Annotated in this window: 11 protein-coding genes and 1 pseudogene; 1 reads left to right on the top strand and 11 read right to left on the bottom strand. The window is 32.5% G+C overall.

Translation table 11 applies throughout. The features are described from left to right. From OJ995_RS13090 to OJ995_RS13070, 5 genes and pseudogenes are all read right to left on the bottom strand, one after another. Positions 1 to 2,166, bottom strand: a 2,166-nt coding sequence (locus tag OJ995_RS13090; protein ID WP_264369844.1) for a type I restriction endonuclease subunit R, incomplete at its 3' end; no start/stop codon positions are given. Between the two features lie 233 nt (positions 2,167 to 2,399). Continuing rightward, entirely contained in the window at positions 2,400 to 2,765 is a 366-nt protein-coding gene (locus tag OJ995_RS13085) for a GIY-YIG nuclease family protein (protein WP_264369843.1), read from the bottom strand. Positions 2,766 to 3,042: 277 nt separating this feature from the next. Beyond that, complete coding sequence (locus tag OJ995_RS13080) at positions 3,043 to 4,263, bottom strand: restriction endonuclease subunit S (protein ID WP_264369842.1); 1,221 nt, start codon at positions 4,261 to 4,263, stop codon at positions 3,043 to 3,045. A gap of 176 nt (positions 4,264 to 4,439) precedes the next feature. Further along, positions 4,440 to 6,089, bottom strand: coding sequence for an ATP-binding protein (locus OJ995_RS13075; RefSeq protein WP_264369841.1), 1,650 nt, complete (start codon positions 6,087 to 6,089; stop codon positions 4,440 to 4,442). 3 nt (positions 6,090 to 6,092) lie between these two features. Beyond that, a pseudogene (locus tag OJ995_RS13070) lies at positions 6,093 to 7,691 on the bottom strand (type I restriction-modification system subunit M). Between the two features lie 302 nt (positions 7,692 to 7,993). On the opposite strand from OJ995_RS13070, the gene OJ995_RS13065 reads away from it, so the two are divergent. Further along, positions 7,994 to 8,419: a hypothetical protein gene (locus OJ995_RS13065; RefSeq protein WP_264369840.1), complete on the top strand. Its 426-nt coding sequence runs from the start codon at positions 7,994 to 7,996 to the stop codon at positions 8,417 to 8,419. A gap of 366 nt (positions 8,420 to 8,785) precedes the next feature. Here OJ995_RS13065 and OJ995_RS13060 read toward each other — a convergent pair whose 3' ends face one another. The 6 genes from OJ995_RS13060 to OJ995_RS13035 all read right to left on the bottom strand — a co-directional run bounded on the left by OJ995_RS13060 (position 8,786) and on the right by OJ995_RS13035 (position 15,888). After that, positions 8,786 to 11,974: a type I restriction endonuclease subunit R gene (locus tag OJ995_RS13060; RefSeq protein ID WP_264369839.1), complete on the bottom strand. Its 3,189-nt coding sequence runs from the start codon at positions 11,972 to 11,974 to the stop codon at positions 8,786 to 8,788. 30 nt (positions 11,975 to 12,004) lie between these two features. Further along, positions 12,005 to 13,000 (bottom strand): nucleotidyl transferase AbiEii/AbiGii toxin family protein, encoded by a 996-nt coding sequence (locus OJ995_RS13055; protein WP_264369838.1) that lies wholly within the window; start codon positions 12,998 to 13,000, stop codon positions 12,005 to 12,007. Positions 13,001 to 13,003: 3 nt separating this feature from the next. After that, positions 13,004 to 13,600 (bottom strand): DUF6088 family protein, encoded by a 597-nt coding sequence (locus OJ995_RS13050; protein ID WP_264369837.1) that lies wholly within the window; start codon positions 13,598 to 13,600, stop codon positions 13,004 to 13,006. 121 nt (positions 13,601 to 13,721) lie between these two features. Then, on the bottom strand, positions 13,722 to 14,837 hold the full coding sequence (locus tag OJ995_RS13045; protein WP_264369836.1) for a PD-(D/E)XK nuclease family protein: 1,116 nt from the start codon (positions 14,835 to 14,837) through the stop codon (positions 13,722 to 13,724). 1 nt (position 14,838) lies between these two features. Beyond that, positions 14,839 to 15,300 carry a DUF6998 domain-containing protein gene (locus OJ995_RS13040; RefSeq protein ID WP_264369835.1) on the bottom strand — a complete coding sequence of 154 codons (462 nt, stop codon included), beginning with the start codon at positions 15,298 to 15,300 and terminating at the stop codon, positions 14,839 to 14,841. A gap of 6 nt (positions 15,301 to 15,306) precedes the next feature. After that, positions 15,307 to 15,888 (bottom strand): toll/interleukin-1 receptor domain-containing protein, encoded by a 582-nt coding sequence (locus OJ995_RS13035; RefSeq protein WP_264369834.1) that lies wholly within the window; start codon positions 15,886 to 15,888, stop codon positions 15,307 to 15,309.

The following is a 15,888-nucleotide window of genomic DNA, read 5'->3' as shown; positions in this document are numbered from 1 at the left end:
AGCTTCCACTTGATTGAAGAACATATTCAAAGCCTGTTCCATATCTATGGTAGGTTCTCCTTTCCCACCGCCACCTGTATATTTATCGGTTGCTTTTCTTAATTGGTCGCCAATACCGATGTAATCTACAATAACTCCCGAAGGTTTATCTTTAAACACACGGTTGGTTCTAGTAATGGCTTGCATTAAATTATGCCCTTTCATAATCTTATCTACATACATCGTATGCACACAAGGCGCATCAAATCCTGTTAACCACATATCACGAACAATAACAATTTGCAATGGGTCTTTCGGATTTCTAAAACGTTTCTTTAACGCTTCGGTAGCTTCTTGTGTTCTAATATGCGGATTCCAAGTTATTGGGTCTTTAGAAATATTTCCTGTCATCACCACCGCAATTTCAGGACAGCCTTCCAACTGCGATAAAGCATCGTACATTTTAACGCTATTTCTTCGGCTCATACACACAATCATTGCCTTTCCTGGCAACGTTTCTGTGNACTGCGATAAAGCATCGTACATTTTAACGCTATTTCTTCGGCTCATACACACAATCATTGCCTTTCCTGGCAACGTTTCTGTGCGATTGGTAAAATGCTTTAAAATGTCTTTGGCAATCTTTTCTACACGCTCTTGCGAACCTGCGGCATCTTCTAAAGCGGCCCATTTTAAATTGCCACTATCTTCTTGTTCCCAAGTTAAGGAATCTACATCATTATCTAAATTTTCATTCGCTAAATGCAACTTGGCTAAACGTGGTTCATAATAAATAGGAACTGTTGCTTTATCATCTACTGCTTGTTTGATGTCGTACACGTGAATGGTTTCTCCAAACACTTCTTGCGTATCGGCATCTTTGCTATCTACTGGCGTTCCTGTGAATCCTATAAACGAAGCATTAGGCAAGGCTTTACGCAAATTAGAAGCAAAACCATCTAACAAACCATATTGCGTTCGGTGGGCTTCATCAGCCATCACAATAATATTTTCTCTTTCCGATAAAATGGGATGTTCTAATTCTCCTAAGGTTTCATCATTTCCTGATTTCAAACGGAACTTTTCTATCGTGGTAAAAACCACACCGCCACTTCCTGCGGATAATAATCGTCTTAAATCATCGGTAGAATCAGCATGTTGTACATCGCCTACTAAATCTTTAGCTAACACAAAATTTTCATACAATTGAAAATCCAAATCACTTCTATCGACTTGTACTACGATGGTAGGATTTTTTAATTCGGGTAGGCTTCGTAAGATACCTGCGTAAATAGCCATCGAAATACTTTTTCCGCTTCCTTGTGTGTGCCAAATGACTCCAATACGTCCATCACCATAAGGGCGAATGGCTTTTTTAGCCGCTTCAACTGCAAAGTTTACCCCAAAGAATTGGTGGTATTTTGCGCCTTTTTTAATCAACGTGCCGTTATGGTCTTCAAAGAAGACAAAGTTTTTAATGTAATTCAGTAAGCGTTCTTTTGGAAACAAACCAAATAACAACGTATGCATCTGAAAATCATCTTCTATGGTAGTAATGCCATCGTTACTTTTCCAAGCGGCATACCATTCGTTAGAAGCGTTGAACATACCGTGTTGGGCTTCGTTACCGTCGCTTACTATTGTGGCTACGTTGTATTCAAACAAAAGTGGAATATCTTTGGTGTAATGTTGAATTTGATTGAATGCTTCTTGTAAATTGGTATTTTCATCAAACCAGTTTTTCAATTCAAAAACGATTAACGGAAACCCATTTACATACACAATCACATCGGGACGGCGTTTGTTTTTGCCTTTAATGCTCAATTGATTCACCACCCAAAACGTATTGTTTTCAGGGTTTTGAAAATCTATAGGATACACGTGAACGGCTTTTTCGTTTCCGTTAGCGTCTTGGTATTCGTAATCTAAACCTTTAGTGAGTTTTAAATGAAAATCTCGGTTGCGGTACAACAAATCAGTGCCTTTATTGTTCACAAACTCCGCTACAATTAACGGATACAACTCCGCAGGCAAATGCGGATGCTGTTGTTGTATAAACGCTAACAACGTAGCTTTATCCACCACTTCGTTTTCTGGAAATGTAAACGTAGTGCCGTGTATGTGGCTATACCCTAAATCGGTTAACCAATCGATGGTAGCTTGTTCTATTTTGGCTTCTGTTGTCATATTCTCTTTTTCTTGTTGTCATTCCGACTTCTTTTGTCATTCCGACGAAGGAGGAATCACATTATATTTATTCTCTTTATGCGATTCCTCGTAGCCTCGGAATGACAATTTTCATGTTGCTTTTTTCTATCATTCCGACGAAGGAGGAATCTCATTTTACTTTATGTGATTTCTCGTACCTCGAAATGACAAAGGATACGTTTACTCATTCTTTGTCATGCTCACTTCTTTTGTCATTCCGACGAAGGAGGAATCTCATTACTCTTCACAAAACGATCATTCAAAAAATCAAAATTTTCATTAAATGAACGAATCAAATCTAACTTTTTTTCTCGTCGCCATCCTTTAATTTCTTTTTCTCTTGCAATTGCCTCTTGAACCCAAGTAAACTTTTCATAAAAAACCAGAAACTCTAAATTATATTTTGAAGCAAAGGTTTTAATACCATTCTTGATATTTTCACTATGCTCAGATAATCTTCTTGGCAAATTATTAGTCATCCCCACATAAAAAGTAGAACGATATTTATTAGTAATGATATAAACATAGTAAGACTGATAGCCTTGTGTATGTTCAAACATGATATTGTTTACTTTCATTTTCGTTCTCTTTTATCATTTCATTTTGTCATGCTGAAGCAAGGAAGCATCTCATTATCCCAACCTTAACATTATGTGATTCCTCCTTAGGTCGGAATGACAAACGATGCGTTAATTCTCTCTTTGTCATGCTGACACAAGGAAGCATCTCATTATTCTTTTCTTTATCTTATTTACTCTCTTTGTCATTCCGACGCAGGAGGAATCACATTACGCACTTCCCTTTATGTGATTTCTCCCTCTGGTCGAAATGACAAAAACCTACAGAATGACAAAACTACTCTCTAAACTCCTTCAACCTTACCTCACCACTAATTAACTTAGGCAATAAAGTATCCCGCAATTGGGTTAAGGTTTGGTTTTCTAATTCATTTTTGTTTATCAAATTAAAAAACTCTTTTACTAAATTATTAAAATCATCAAGTAAATGAATTTCATTTGGAACCACAAATTGATGTAACATCAATTCAGACCAATGTCGTTTATAATCATTCATTTTTACTTTATCTTTTAAAGCTAAATAAACCAAATAAGTATAATCTTTAATATTAGTTTTAAAAGGTATTAAATTGGGACCAACCGAAAAATTTTCACAAATTAACTCCATTCTACAAGTATGATCACCAAAAATCAAAAGTGGATTTTCAAAATCAGCATTAAAGTCTGGTTCATTATTATGAAAACCTAAAATTCTAGCTGAAGATTGGTCATAAACTCTTATTTTACCTAATTTTAAAATATTATCTTGTGTATATTTATTTTTTGGTTTTAATCTTATAATTTCCTCTTTGATGTTTAATATTTTAAAGTTCTTTGGTATACTTACAGAATTATTTATACCAAATATTTCACTATCCACAAATTCACCATCTTGAAACGGTCCAAAATCTACAAACCAGTGTTTGTATAACGCCATAGCCATTTCTTCTAGAGTTTTGTTGATGGATAGGTTGTTTTCGATTTTGTCGTCGATTGTGGAAAGGATTGAGGCTATGGATTTTTGTTCTTGTAGGTTTTCGGGGATTTTTATTTCAATCTGGCTTAAATCACGAATAGGTAATTGTGGTTGAGCACTTCCTGATGTTCTTGAACTTATTTGTTCTTGAAAAACACTTGATTTGAAAAGTTGATAAACATAAGAAGAAGAAATTTTTGCTTCATCAACTCTAATAACAACCATTCCAGAATTAATTCTTACATTTTTGTAAATAAAGTTTTCTTTATAATAACCTACATTACCAATAGTTCCTCTAGTTGTTATTATAATATCGTTCGTTTCAAGTTTTCCTTTTCTTAACAAACTATCTTTTTCTTCTGATATAAAACTTAATTCTGAAAACTCAAAACCAGTTTTAGTGATGTTTTTTGCACTTAAAAATAAGCAATAACCATTCTTTAAAAATTCATTTTTACTAGGATAGTTTTTACCTCTATCACCGTCAATGATTTGTATAGAATTAATTTCAGAGAGTTTATATGTTTTCCAGTTGTTTGGCATTTATTTTTTTGGTTTTTAAGCAACTAATTCGCTTTTAATTCGCTTTTAATTCGCTTTTAATTCGCTTTTAATTCGCTTTTAATTCGCTTTTATTTTTTTTATTTTATATTGAAAAAACGGCTAACTTCTTTATAAATAGGCGTTTTCAAATTTTGTTTTAAAAAATTATTTTTCATTTATTTTTTTTTAGCCAAAATATAAGTTCTGTTTTTGTTAGCACCTAAAGGCTTAATTTTTTCTAATTTCACCAATTCATATAAACATTTTTGTATGTCTTTCTCTTCTACATCTTGAATATTTGAAAAAATTTCTGATTTAGATTTTTCACCATTATATTTCAAAAACTCAAGAATTAAATGTTTTAATTGTTCTTTATCAATAGTTTTTAAGGTAGGAGATATTTTTAATTTTGATTGAGAAAATAAAGAAGGATTCAATAAATATTCTGTTCCCTTTTTTACTCCTCTTGTTATCAAAATTGATTTATCTAACAAAGTACCAATCCAGTTTCTCATTCTATCTTCATTGGTTAGCTGGAGTTTGTTTGTTAGTTTCGTTGCAGATATTTTTTTCTCCGAAGCAACAATTCCTAATACAGTAAACTCTTTTTGAGTTAATCTAAAGTGTTGAGAAATATATTCAATAATTTCTAAAGCTTCTTTATTTACAATTCCTGAATATATAGTAACACTGGTTTTATTAATAGTACTATCTATAATAGGCAAAGGTTTTATATCTCTTGCTAGTTTTTCATAAATTAAATCATAACCCGAACCTTCTCCTTCCATCAAACCTAAATCATGTAAAACATTTATAAAATGTGGATTTCTACGATGACGTTCATGCAAAATATTATCTTTGGTGATACCAAAAGGTAAACCACCTGGATTTGTAATTATCAACCTATCTGAATAAACTTCAATAAAAATATCTCCAGAAATTGTAAATCGTTTATGAGCAATTGCATTAATCAATAATTCCCTAATTACTTCTTTAGGATAATTTCTAATTTGCTTTCTAAAAAGACCACTTGAAATTTCAGTTGTATAATTTAATTCTGTTGCCTCATTTTCAATATCTAAAACTAATTGCTTTGGATTATGTAAATGAAAATGCCAATCTTTTTTTCTGATTTTTTCTTCAAATTCATTATAAACTATATACTGAACAGTGATAGGATAACTTATTCTAGCTCTTTGTTGTGGAGTTCCAAACCATAGTACACCCAAATTTGTTAAATAACCATCAATTGTAATTAATTGATAATATTCTAATATTTCTTCATGTGATTTATCTTTTATAAAATCAGAAACCAATTTAGATTTTTGAATATCTTCAATAAATTTTGAAACATCATCAATATTTGAATCCTTCCAAAATATTTTCCCAACAGAAATTAATTCCCATTGGAAGGCATTTTTTTCTGAAGCTAAAGTAGTTAACTCTTCTCCTGAAACAGGAACACTTTTATCAGTTATTCTAATTAAAACTTTACCAGATGATGTAGTTGCAATTGTTCTAGAAGACGGTAAAACCTTAAATTGAAAATACTGTCCTCCATTCAAAGCATCAACTATTTCAGGATTAGCAAGTGCAACAGAATCAGTTAAATCACGAAGTCTGGTAATAACATTATTTACATCTTCTATTTTAATTTTTTGTTTTGAATCTGGTAATTTTTCTTCATCCTCTATCCCAACAACTATTAATCCACCTTGAGCATTTGCAAAAGAAACACAAGTTTCAGACAAACTCTTTAAATCTGCTGATTTTCCAATTACTTTCTTTAAACTTTTGTATTCTATATTTCCGTCTTCTGTTGGCATAGACTAAATTTTATTAAAATTCTCCAAAATCTTTTGCTGCAACTCATTCCCTTTCGCAAACTGCTTTTGTAAGGTAGCTTGTAAATTGGCCATTTTATCTTCAAACAAAATACCGTCGTCTGCTACTTCTTCGGTGCCTACATAAATACCTGGGGTAAGTTTGTAGTCTTGGTTGCGTACTTCTTCTAAAGTGGCAGCGTAGCAGTAGCCGTCTATGTTTTCGTATTTGGCGGCTGAGGCTCTCGAAGTCCGCCAAGCGTGGTAGGTTTGGGCTACTTTGTCAATATCGGCATCGGTAAACACACGTAGTTTTCGGCTTTCCATAGTACCCATTTTACTGGTGTCTATGAAAAGGATTTCGTTTTTACGTTCGCGGTGTTGGCCGTCTTTGCCGTCTCGGTTTTTACTTAATATAAAAATACAAGCAGGTATGCCTGTAGTTAAAAACAATTTATCGGGTAAACGTACAATACAATCAATCATACTGTTGTTTACCATAAACTCACGTACGTTTTTTTCTCCTTTGTTGTTGGAAGTCATCGCCCCATTTGCCATTACCACACTCGCTGTTCCTTTATTGCTCAAATGGCTCCAAAAGGTTTGCATCCACATAAAGTTGGCATTGCCATCGGTCGTAAATTCTTCTTTGGGTCCAAACAAGCGTGGGTCGTTTTCAGGTAAGTCTTCTGGGTGCCACTGGCTCACGTTAAAAGGAGGATTCACAATAATGTAATCGGCTTTTAAATCAGGAAACTGATCGTTCAATAAAGAGTCGCCTAAGCGTACATCAAACGATAAATCACGTAACGCCAAGTTCATTTTACACAAACGCAGCGTTCCATCATAGCGCTCTTGTCCGTAAATAGCAATGTTACGTTTGTCGCCTCCATGACTTTCTCAAAACTTCAACGATTGCACAAACATACCGCCACTACCACAAGCGGCATCAAATATTTTACCTTCATACGGTTCAATCATTTCTACCATCAAACGTACAATACTACCAGGTGTAAAAAACTGCCCTGCACCAGAACCTTCTGCCAAAGCAAACTTTCCAATGTAGTATTCATACACACGACCTAAAACATCGCTTTCAGGGTTTTCCTTTTGCGATAACTTAGGATTAGAAAGTAAATTAATCAGGCCGCCCACTTGGCGAGCCGTTAATTGACTTTTTACAAAAATACGAGGTAATATCCCCTTCAAATCAGGTCTAAACTTCGCCAAAGTAGCATCTAACACATCAAAAGCATCATCTACAATTACTTTGATATTGTCTTGTTCGGCATTTGATTTTAAGTATTCCCAAGTAGCTTCTTTGGGAATGATATAAACATTTTTAGATAAATATTCATCCGCATCTTCCAACACATAGTTGATTTCTGCTTCGTCTGTCGTAAAATAATTGGAGTTTTTGTCGTGTACTAAAGCCGTTAATTCTTCTCTACGCATCTCATATCGCTCGGACATGTGCTTTAAGAAAATCATCGGCAACACATAGTCTTTGTATTGATTTTCAGCTACTGCGCCACGCAATTCGTTAGCGGCTTTCCAAAGTTCTTGTTCAAAATTTATATCGGCTTTTACGGTATTTTTACTCATAGTGGTTTTAAAAATCTTATAGTCCCAAACATAACGAAAAAAAAAGGTATTTACAACCCGTAAAACTACCTGATTTTGAAACCAGGTATAAATACGTAGGAACTTTCTTAGCGAAAGTAAATAAAGGGATTGAGATAAAAATGAGGAAAACCGTATTTGTAATTGATAATTATTAAAATTGACAATTATTCATTACTTATTTAGATTGAAAACCATCATTTTAAAAAGCATAAAAAATATTTTTTTCATAAAAATTATCTAATCAAAATTTTTAGTAACTTTATGAAATACATTATTTTGCTATGGATAATCAATACCAAATAGGTCAGATACTTCGCTTTAAAAAACCCAAATTTAAACTTTGGGAAGATGACTATTATTTTGTTGTAATAGGATATAAAAACGGAGAATTGTGGATGCAAGTACTCAACACAAATGATGATTTTGAAACGGGCTATACAATAGTACCAGAATCTGAAAGTAGTTTTGAACCCGTTGAAGTTTTTAGTTTCCAAATCTTAAAAACGGAGGCAAGAATTAAGGAAGTTTACTCACAGGAAATAGTTTACGGAGAAATAATTTATGCAGAAGATATTGATTGCCCTATAGTCTTCACTCCTGCCGCAGAAGGTTTGGAATCTAATATTTACTTTGGAATGGGTGAAGAAAATTTCCCCGACTTTAAAGGAAAATTATTTATAGAATATCCAGATATTTTTTATTCATAAATGTATCTGATATTTACCTCCTGAGTCCAATTCAATTATAAAAGCGTTACTTACTATTTAATCATTAAAATACTACTTAGATAAGATACAAATCCACTACTTCTTTTTTTTATCTAAAATTAATTCCTGAAAATTTTGACTATAAAATTCTGCTCAATAACTTCAAATCTTCCTTAAAAACGTTCGATATACCTCCGCTCTGCTCCACAATCAACATTGATTATCAATGTTTTACAAAATTTACACCCAATTTTACACCCAGTTATGTAAAGTTGGGTGTTTTTTTAAGGGGATATTTTGATGGTAATATTTAAATTTTATGTTTATAAATAACTTTTAATTATTAATTAACCTTTCCCCCCATTATTAATTGTTATACTTCTTAAAATTCTCAGCTTGTTCAAAAATCTCTTTATACACTTCGTCCCTATCGACTGGTGGATAATCGTTTTCTGCCAAGAGAATTATAAGGTCTACCTTAAGTTCTGCTTTAATATCATCACGTTTACTCCAATCTGTATATTTTGCTTTGTCATCAACTACCGTTTTTACTTTTTGAGCCAATGCAATTAACTTGTCATTTGGATAACTGAAATCATATTTAACCGCTAATGCTTTTAAAATATCGTAAAAGGCTTTTTCTTCAAAGTCAATACCTAAATCTTTGAATGAATCTTTTTCTTTTTTAAGGGCATAATACAAATCGATAATTTCATCGGTAAAGTCTTCTAGTACTTCACTTCGTAATACATCGCTTTCTTTGCGTTCATTGTATTTATCTACAATGGATTGTAAACGTTTTGAAAAATCAATTCCAGTAATTTTATTAATCTTTTTAACGTCATCTATTGCCTTAGCTAAAAGCTTTTGCAATAGTTTAATTTTGGTATTCGGTAATTTGATTTTATCAATTTTTGCCATGTAATCATCAGAGAAAATATCAATTTCGGTTTGACTATCATCTCCTAATTTGAAAATTTCTTCTACCCCATCACTCTCAATTGCATCTTGAAGCATTTGCTTTACACGATTATTCATTTGAGCGGTATCAGGAGCTACACCTTTTGTTAATTTGAATACTATGGAACGAACCGCTAAGTAAAAATGGATTTCGTCTCTTTGCGTTTCAGTAAAAGCCCCACTTCCAGAACAAATATCATAAGCCGATTTTAAACGTTTTACAATGTACATGAATCGTTTTTCCAACTCTTGTGTCAATTGGACAAACTCAGCTGCTTGATTTAATGTTTTTAATTGTTCTAACGGAACGCCTGACAAATATCCTGAAGTATCAAACTTATGGAATAGTTTACCCAGTAAATCTAACTGGTCTTTAACCACTACAATGGATTGCTCAATATCTTCAATATTTTGATTATCGGCATTGTTGTAATGCGCTAACGCTAGATTCATTTGTTTTTTGATTCCGATGTAATCTACCACCAATCCTTTTTCCTTGCCTTCAAATTTTCGATTGACACGAGAAATCGTTTGAATCAAGTTATGTCTTTGAATAGGTTTATCAATATACATCGTATCTAAAAAGGGTACATCAAAACCTGTTAACCACATATCTACTACGATAGCAATTTTAAAATTAGATTTTTCATTTTTAAATTGTCGGTCTAATTCTTTGCGGTCGTCTTTAGTTCCTAGCGCATTATACAAGTCTTCCTCATCATCTTTCCCTCTGGTCATCACCATTTTGATGCGTTCCATTGGTTTTATTTCTTTTTTATCTTTATCGGATAACTCAACACCATCTGCAGCTATTTTCACTTCACCCCATTCTGGTCGTAAGGCTAGAATGTTTTTATACAATTCGTATGCAATTGGTCGGCTACTACAAACAAACATTGCTTTGCCACGAACTGTTGCTCCTTCAGCTATTCTGTTCTCATAATGGGTAACAAAGTCTTCGGCTACGGTTTTCAAACGAGTTGGGTCGCCTATGATGGCATTCATTTGTGCCATCGCTTTTTTACTTTCTTCTATTTGATTTTCATTACTACCTTCTTCTGCACAACGGTTGTAATAAGCTTCAATCTCCTCTAATTTATGATTATTCAATAAGACTTTAGCTGCTCTTCCTTCATACACAATACGAACGGTAATTTCATCTTTAACCGATTCGTTCATGGTGTAAGCATCAACAATTTCTCCAAAAACATCAATGGTAGCATCGATAGGAGTTCCTGTAAAACCAACGTAAGTAGCATTAGGTAACGAATCATGTAAGTATTTAGCAAATCCAAATGTTTTTCTTACCCCATGTTCTGAAACGACTACTTTTTGATCTAAATTGGTTTGACTTCTGTGTGCTTCATCCGAAATACAAATGACATTTGTTCTATCAGTTAGTAATCTTGTGTCCTCTGTAAACTTGTGGATTGTAGTTAAGAAAACACCCCCGCTATTTCTTCCTTGTAGCAATTCTCTTAAATGCGTTCTACTTTCCACACTAATAATCGATTCGTCACCAACAAAACCTTTTGCATTGGTAAATTGACCTGATAATTGGTCATCTAAATCGGTACGGTCTGTTATGATTATAATTGTTGGACTTGAAAAATGAGTACTTCTCATTAACAAACGACTTAAATACAACATCGTGTAACTTTTTCCACAGCCTGTCGTACCAAAGTATGTTCCTCCTTTACCATCACCTAAAGGCTTTTGATGGGTTTTTATATTTTCAAAAAGTTTGACTGCCGCATAATATTGTGGATAACGACAAACGATTTTTTCATTTTTTTTAGAACTATCAGGTAAATAAATGAAGTTTTGAATAATATCGCGTAATCGCTTACGATTAAACATACCTTGAATGAGTGTAAACATGGCATCTATACCATCCACTTCATTGGGCATGCCTTCTATTTTTCTCCAGGCATAAAAGAACTCATAAGGCGCGAAAAAGGAACCTGATTTGGTATTCACACCATCACTAATGACGCAAAACGCGTTGTATTTGAATAACTCAGGAATATCTCTTTTATAACGTGTGGTTAATTGCACATACGCATCATGAATGGTTGTGTTTTCCTGAATCGCCGTTTTAAATTCAAACACCACTAATGGCAATCCGTTGATGTATAAAATCAAATCAGGAATACGCATTTCGTAGCCTTTTATGGCTAATTGATTCACGATTTTATAAGTGTTGTTATCCTTTTCGGAATAGTCAATCAATTGGATGAATATATCTTTTTGATTACGGTCTTCACGTTTTAGTAAAAAGCCATCACTTACCATTTTCATGAAAGTTTTATTGCTTTCATATAAATCAGAGGAAGGTAATCGTTCCAAATCACGAATAATCGAATTTACTTCTGAATCCGTAATGTTATCTTTAGCGTAATTGGACTTCAAATAGTTCTTTAAATCAGCATCTATCAATACTTTTTCAGTAACGATATGACCGTACTGCGTGGGTGGTTCTGATACGCCTTGAAACTCATTTTTACGCACTTCACCACCTACAAGATGCGTCATTTGCTCTTCTTGTAATAAGTGGATAAATGCCTGTTCTAATTGTGCTTCTGTGAATTTCATTCTATTATTTTCTTAGACTTAGTCGATAGCTTAGTCGTTTTTAAAATTTTCCATTATATCTTTCATCCTCTCTAATAGGATTGAAAATGATTTTGAATCCCCAATAATCATATTCTCTTGCATGACTTTATAATCTTGCTCCCATTCTTTACTTATTGCATCAGGTGGAATAATTTGTAAACTGTTCCTATTATGCTTGTCATACGATATTCCTCGCAATGGTGTGATGGTTTTTCTATGCTCCACAATATGCTCAAAAAGTTCTTTATTCTTGTAAGCACTTGTTGCATATTCGGTATCCATTAATCGGTCTAAATCATATAAATGACGCGATAATCTCTCGCTTCGTATTGCCTCTAAAGGTTTTGAAAACTCCTCATGTAGTAGCAACACTTTTTCTATAAAAGTTCTAGTCGGCACTACAACTTTTACTATTGTCGGTTTTTGAGCAAATGGTAAATGAGCGTATTCGGCATCAATAAACGAAATTACTTCTCTTTCTTCAGCAGGTTCTGTTAAAGAGCGAGCACCCATTTCTATTAAAACACGAGGTTGGATATACGGATTATCGTTTGGAATTACAGGATTATAATACACTTCTAAGGTGTTTGGATCACTAGTATCATCCACTTTATCGTTGTATTTAATAGTGTACATATTTGTAGAAATACCAAGATTTGAAAGTTGTTTTATCAACTCTACTCTAAAATCATTTATGATAAACGAACCTGATGCTTCTCTTAATCTTTTAACAGCCATTTTTGAAGGTAACTCTTCAAAACCTAAAAACTTTCTATCAATTATTAAATCTACATCTTCCGAAAATCGATTGATTATATGGTAGGCTTTACTTAATGAGGTACCGCCTTTAAAAATAATATTTGTAGCATATTCCGATTGAAAAATAGCTTGTAAAATAATACAAACCCACCCATCTTTTTCTACAGCATAAGCAGGCAATCCTGTTTTAACAGCAGTTTGCGTTATTATATTTTGCTTTTGCTCCGTTGTAAGGTTTACCCACATAGTTTAGTTTCTTAATTCATTAATTCTTTTCTGTACCCAAACTGGAGCAAACTTTAATTGCGATTTTAGAATCTCATGATCTAATTGCAATGCAAAAGGTTTTAATTTTTGCAAGTGCAAATCCGTTACTTTGTCCTGCCCTATTTCTTTTAAGGCTTGCGTGATAAGCAGTAACAATTGATCTTTGATAGCTAAATTTCGGGGTGTTGTCTTCTTAAATTGAATGGTGCGATTTCCTATGGTTATTACACGTTGTGCACCATCTGTCAAATACACTGCTTTTAAAGGTATTTGCGTTGTGATTCCTAATTGATACAAAGCCAATGAACCCGTTGGTGCTATACGAGCTTTATCTCGCTTGGCAATTTCTAAAGCAATTTCTTCTGTAGTTGGATATAATGTACCTAACAACACATCCTTCTTAGGTACTAAATAAATACCTTGTGCCAAACGCTCTAATAAACCCTCTTTTTCTAAACGTGACAATACCTTTCGGATGTTCTCTGAAGAACCGAATTTTACAAAATCATCTGCGAAAAAAATTTTACCCTTAGCAGATTTTTTAATCTTTAATTCTATCTGATTATGTGAGGATTGCACGCTTTTTATTTTTTAATTGTGTCACAAATTTAGTAAATATTTGTGACAAAAATATATTTTATTTGACTTTTACACATAGAACCCTTATCTTTGGGTTAACCCAAAGATAAGGGTTCTATGACTAAACAACTACTTCATTAAGCTTTCTATAGATAGATAATAAGCCATCTCCTTCTAACTTTTCTACAATAAATTGAGATAAATTAACCACCTGATTTTCATCAAGAACATAATGGTTTACCGCAAAATGACACCAACTAGTATTCTTATTTTCGTAAAAATCAGGCTTTATTAATGATTCTTCTTGCTCTGAAAAAGAAATAGTTTTATATCGTTCCTTATTTTTTAATAAGTCATTTTTCATTTCAACAATAAGAACTAACCTTTTTTCAACCGTTAATAATTGCTCAAAGAATACTGTAATCATTAGATTTTTATTCTTTGGCGACAAGTAAAAGCGTAATCGCTTGTTTCCTTCTCCTTTAGAAGTTAACAGGTTTAATTTTTCATTTACTAACTCACAAGCTTGTTCCACCTGGTTATAAATATGCTCTCTAACAGCAAAATGAAAATTTTTAACTTCTAATATTTTGGCTTGATTATCAAAATAAAATTTTAATTCTTTACTATCCATTTCACTTTTGCTCATATTTAGGGTGTTTTGATAAAAATCTTTTAGAAAAACCACATATTTGTCTTTGGCTTCCATTAGGTAATTACCTAAATTTTGAATGATTCTTTTTTGGAATTCTAAATGGGTAATATTTATGAAATGTGGGTGCGTGACATTGAGTTTGTTTAAGGTTAAAACAATACCGATTTTATTTTCTTCCAGATTATCCGTTACTTTAGTAGAACTCCAGTAATCTTCTAAATCATTGTTTAAGGTATGATATACTTTGTTTTCAATAATTATAGCGTGGTCATTACTATACAGCAGTATATCTATTCTACCATTCTTTTTGGTAATTACTTCTGTATTAACATTAAAATCTGTAATTTCATTTACTTTTTTTTGAGCACCAAATTTTGTTTCATTAATCAATTCTAATAAGCTGTTAATAAATAAATCATGCATTCCATGTACTTCTGAAATATTAAAATAAAACGCATAAATATTAGACATCACGTTTTCATAATGCGGTTGCTTTGCAATACCTAAAAAGGTTTTAGGACGTTTTTTTATTTTGGGAATGATATTCTTATTTAAAAAATCTTCTAAGGCTTTTATATCCATTTTAGGCTTTTAGTAATTTTATTTTATCATTTTCAGTATCATTATTGAGCTCTTTTAATTTCTTTACTGACAAACGATAATTGTGCTTGCGTTCATTGGGTAAATGACATAGCATCTTATTATAAATTAAGACTCCTAAACCATTGAAAACTTCTTCAAAAGTACCATCTTCCTTAAGTTGGACTGCAATGAAATACTGAGGCATATTAATTAAGTCTTTTGTGAAATAAAAGTAATTATTAAAAGACGCTTTTATCTGTACCTTTTTATTTTCATCACCTGTGACAAAACCATCATGAACTGGTGTGTTATCTCCATAAAGCGTTAAACCATAATGCTCTGCTACTAAAACTTCACCTATATCGCCGACTAACTTACCATCTAAAGTAAAACTTTTGTTATGAAGTTTATACTTTTCTTTTAAAGATCTTGTTATAGCTAAAAGCTCTTGGATTTCTTGCATGAATAATTATCTATTTCTTAGCCAATCTTTAAGTAACATCATTTTATTATTTCCGTTTACAGATGGAAATAAAACATAAGTTCCACTAGCTCTATATTCACCTTTATAATATTGAAGATTTTCCAAATTAATGATATGGGGATAAATCTCTAAGTATTCATTTCCTGAAAAATCTGAATAATCTTTCTTAATTGGAAGAATTGCAATATTATTGATATACTTAGCTGCATCTCCTAATCCAAGTTCCCAATTGCACCATTTAGAATTAATAGCTGCTTCTGTAGCTAATAGTATAAATTTATCATTCTCTTTAATTTTTTCTTTTATTCTAACTGCTGTTTGCCCTGAAGTAGTTTTTGGCATTCCTTCATCTAACCAGTCTACGTATACATCAACACCATTTCCTTTTAAGAAAGAAATTGCTCCTTCTAATTGTTCTAATTCATCATGTTTATGAGAAAGAAATATTTTAGTTTTTAAAAATTTAGATTCATTTTTAAAACCCCTCAAACTTTCATTTAAAGTGAGATTATAAGTTTTAGTTGATTTTCTAAAACTTCTTAATTGTGATTCATTAATAATACTCAT

It is taken from the genome of Flavobacterium lacisediminis (assembly GCF_025909975.1).
Classification (GTDB): domain Bacteria; phylum Bacteroidota; class Bacteroidia; order Flavobacteriales; family Flavobacteriaceae; genus Flavobacterium; species Flavobacterium lacisediminis.
This window is presented reverse-complemented; position numbering and strand designations above follow the sequence as displayed.

Bases quoted from the DNA above. Each gene is read 5' to 3' on its own strand.
- OJ995_RS13040 (WP_264369835.1), bottom strand. From the start codon at position 15,300: ATGCAAGAAATCCAAGAGCTTTTAGCTATAACAAGATCTTTAAAAGAA.
- OJ995_RS13075 (WP_264369841.1), bottom strand. From the start codon at position 6,089: ATGCCAACAGAAGACGGAAATATAGAATACAAAAGTTTAAAGAAAGTA.
- OJ995_RS13065 (WP_264369840.1), top strand. From the start codon at position 7,994: ATGGATAATCAATACCAAATAGGTCAGATACTTCGCTTTAAAAAACCC.
- OJ995_RS13035 (WP_264369834.1), bottom strand. From the start codon at position 15,888: ATGAGTATTATTAATGAATCACAATTAAGAAGTTTTAGAAAATCAACT.
- OJ995_RS13055 (WP_264369838.1), bottom strand. From the start codon at position 13,000: ATGTGGGTAAACCTTACAACGGAGCAAAAGCAAAATATAATAACGCAA.
- OJ995_RS13080 (WP_264369842.1), bottom strand. From the start codon at position 4,263: ATGCCAAACAACTGGAAAACATATAAACTCTCTGAAATTAATTCTATA.
- OJ995_RS13085 (WP_264369843.1), bottom strand. From the start codon at position 2,765: ATGAAAGTAAACAATATCATGTTTGAACATACACAAGGCTATCAGTCT.
- OJ995_RS13060 (WP_264369839.1), bottom strand. From the start codon at position 11,974: ATGAAATTCACAGAAGCACAATTAGAACAGGCATTTATCCACTTATTA.
- OJ995_RS13045 (WP_264369836.1), bottom strand. From the start codon at position 14,837: ATGGATATAAAAGCCTTAGAAGATTTTTTAAATAAGAATATCATTCCC.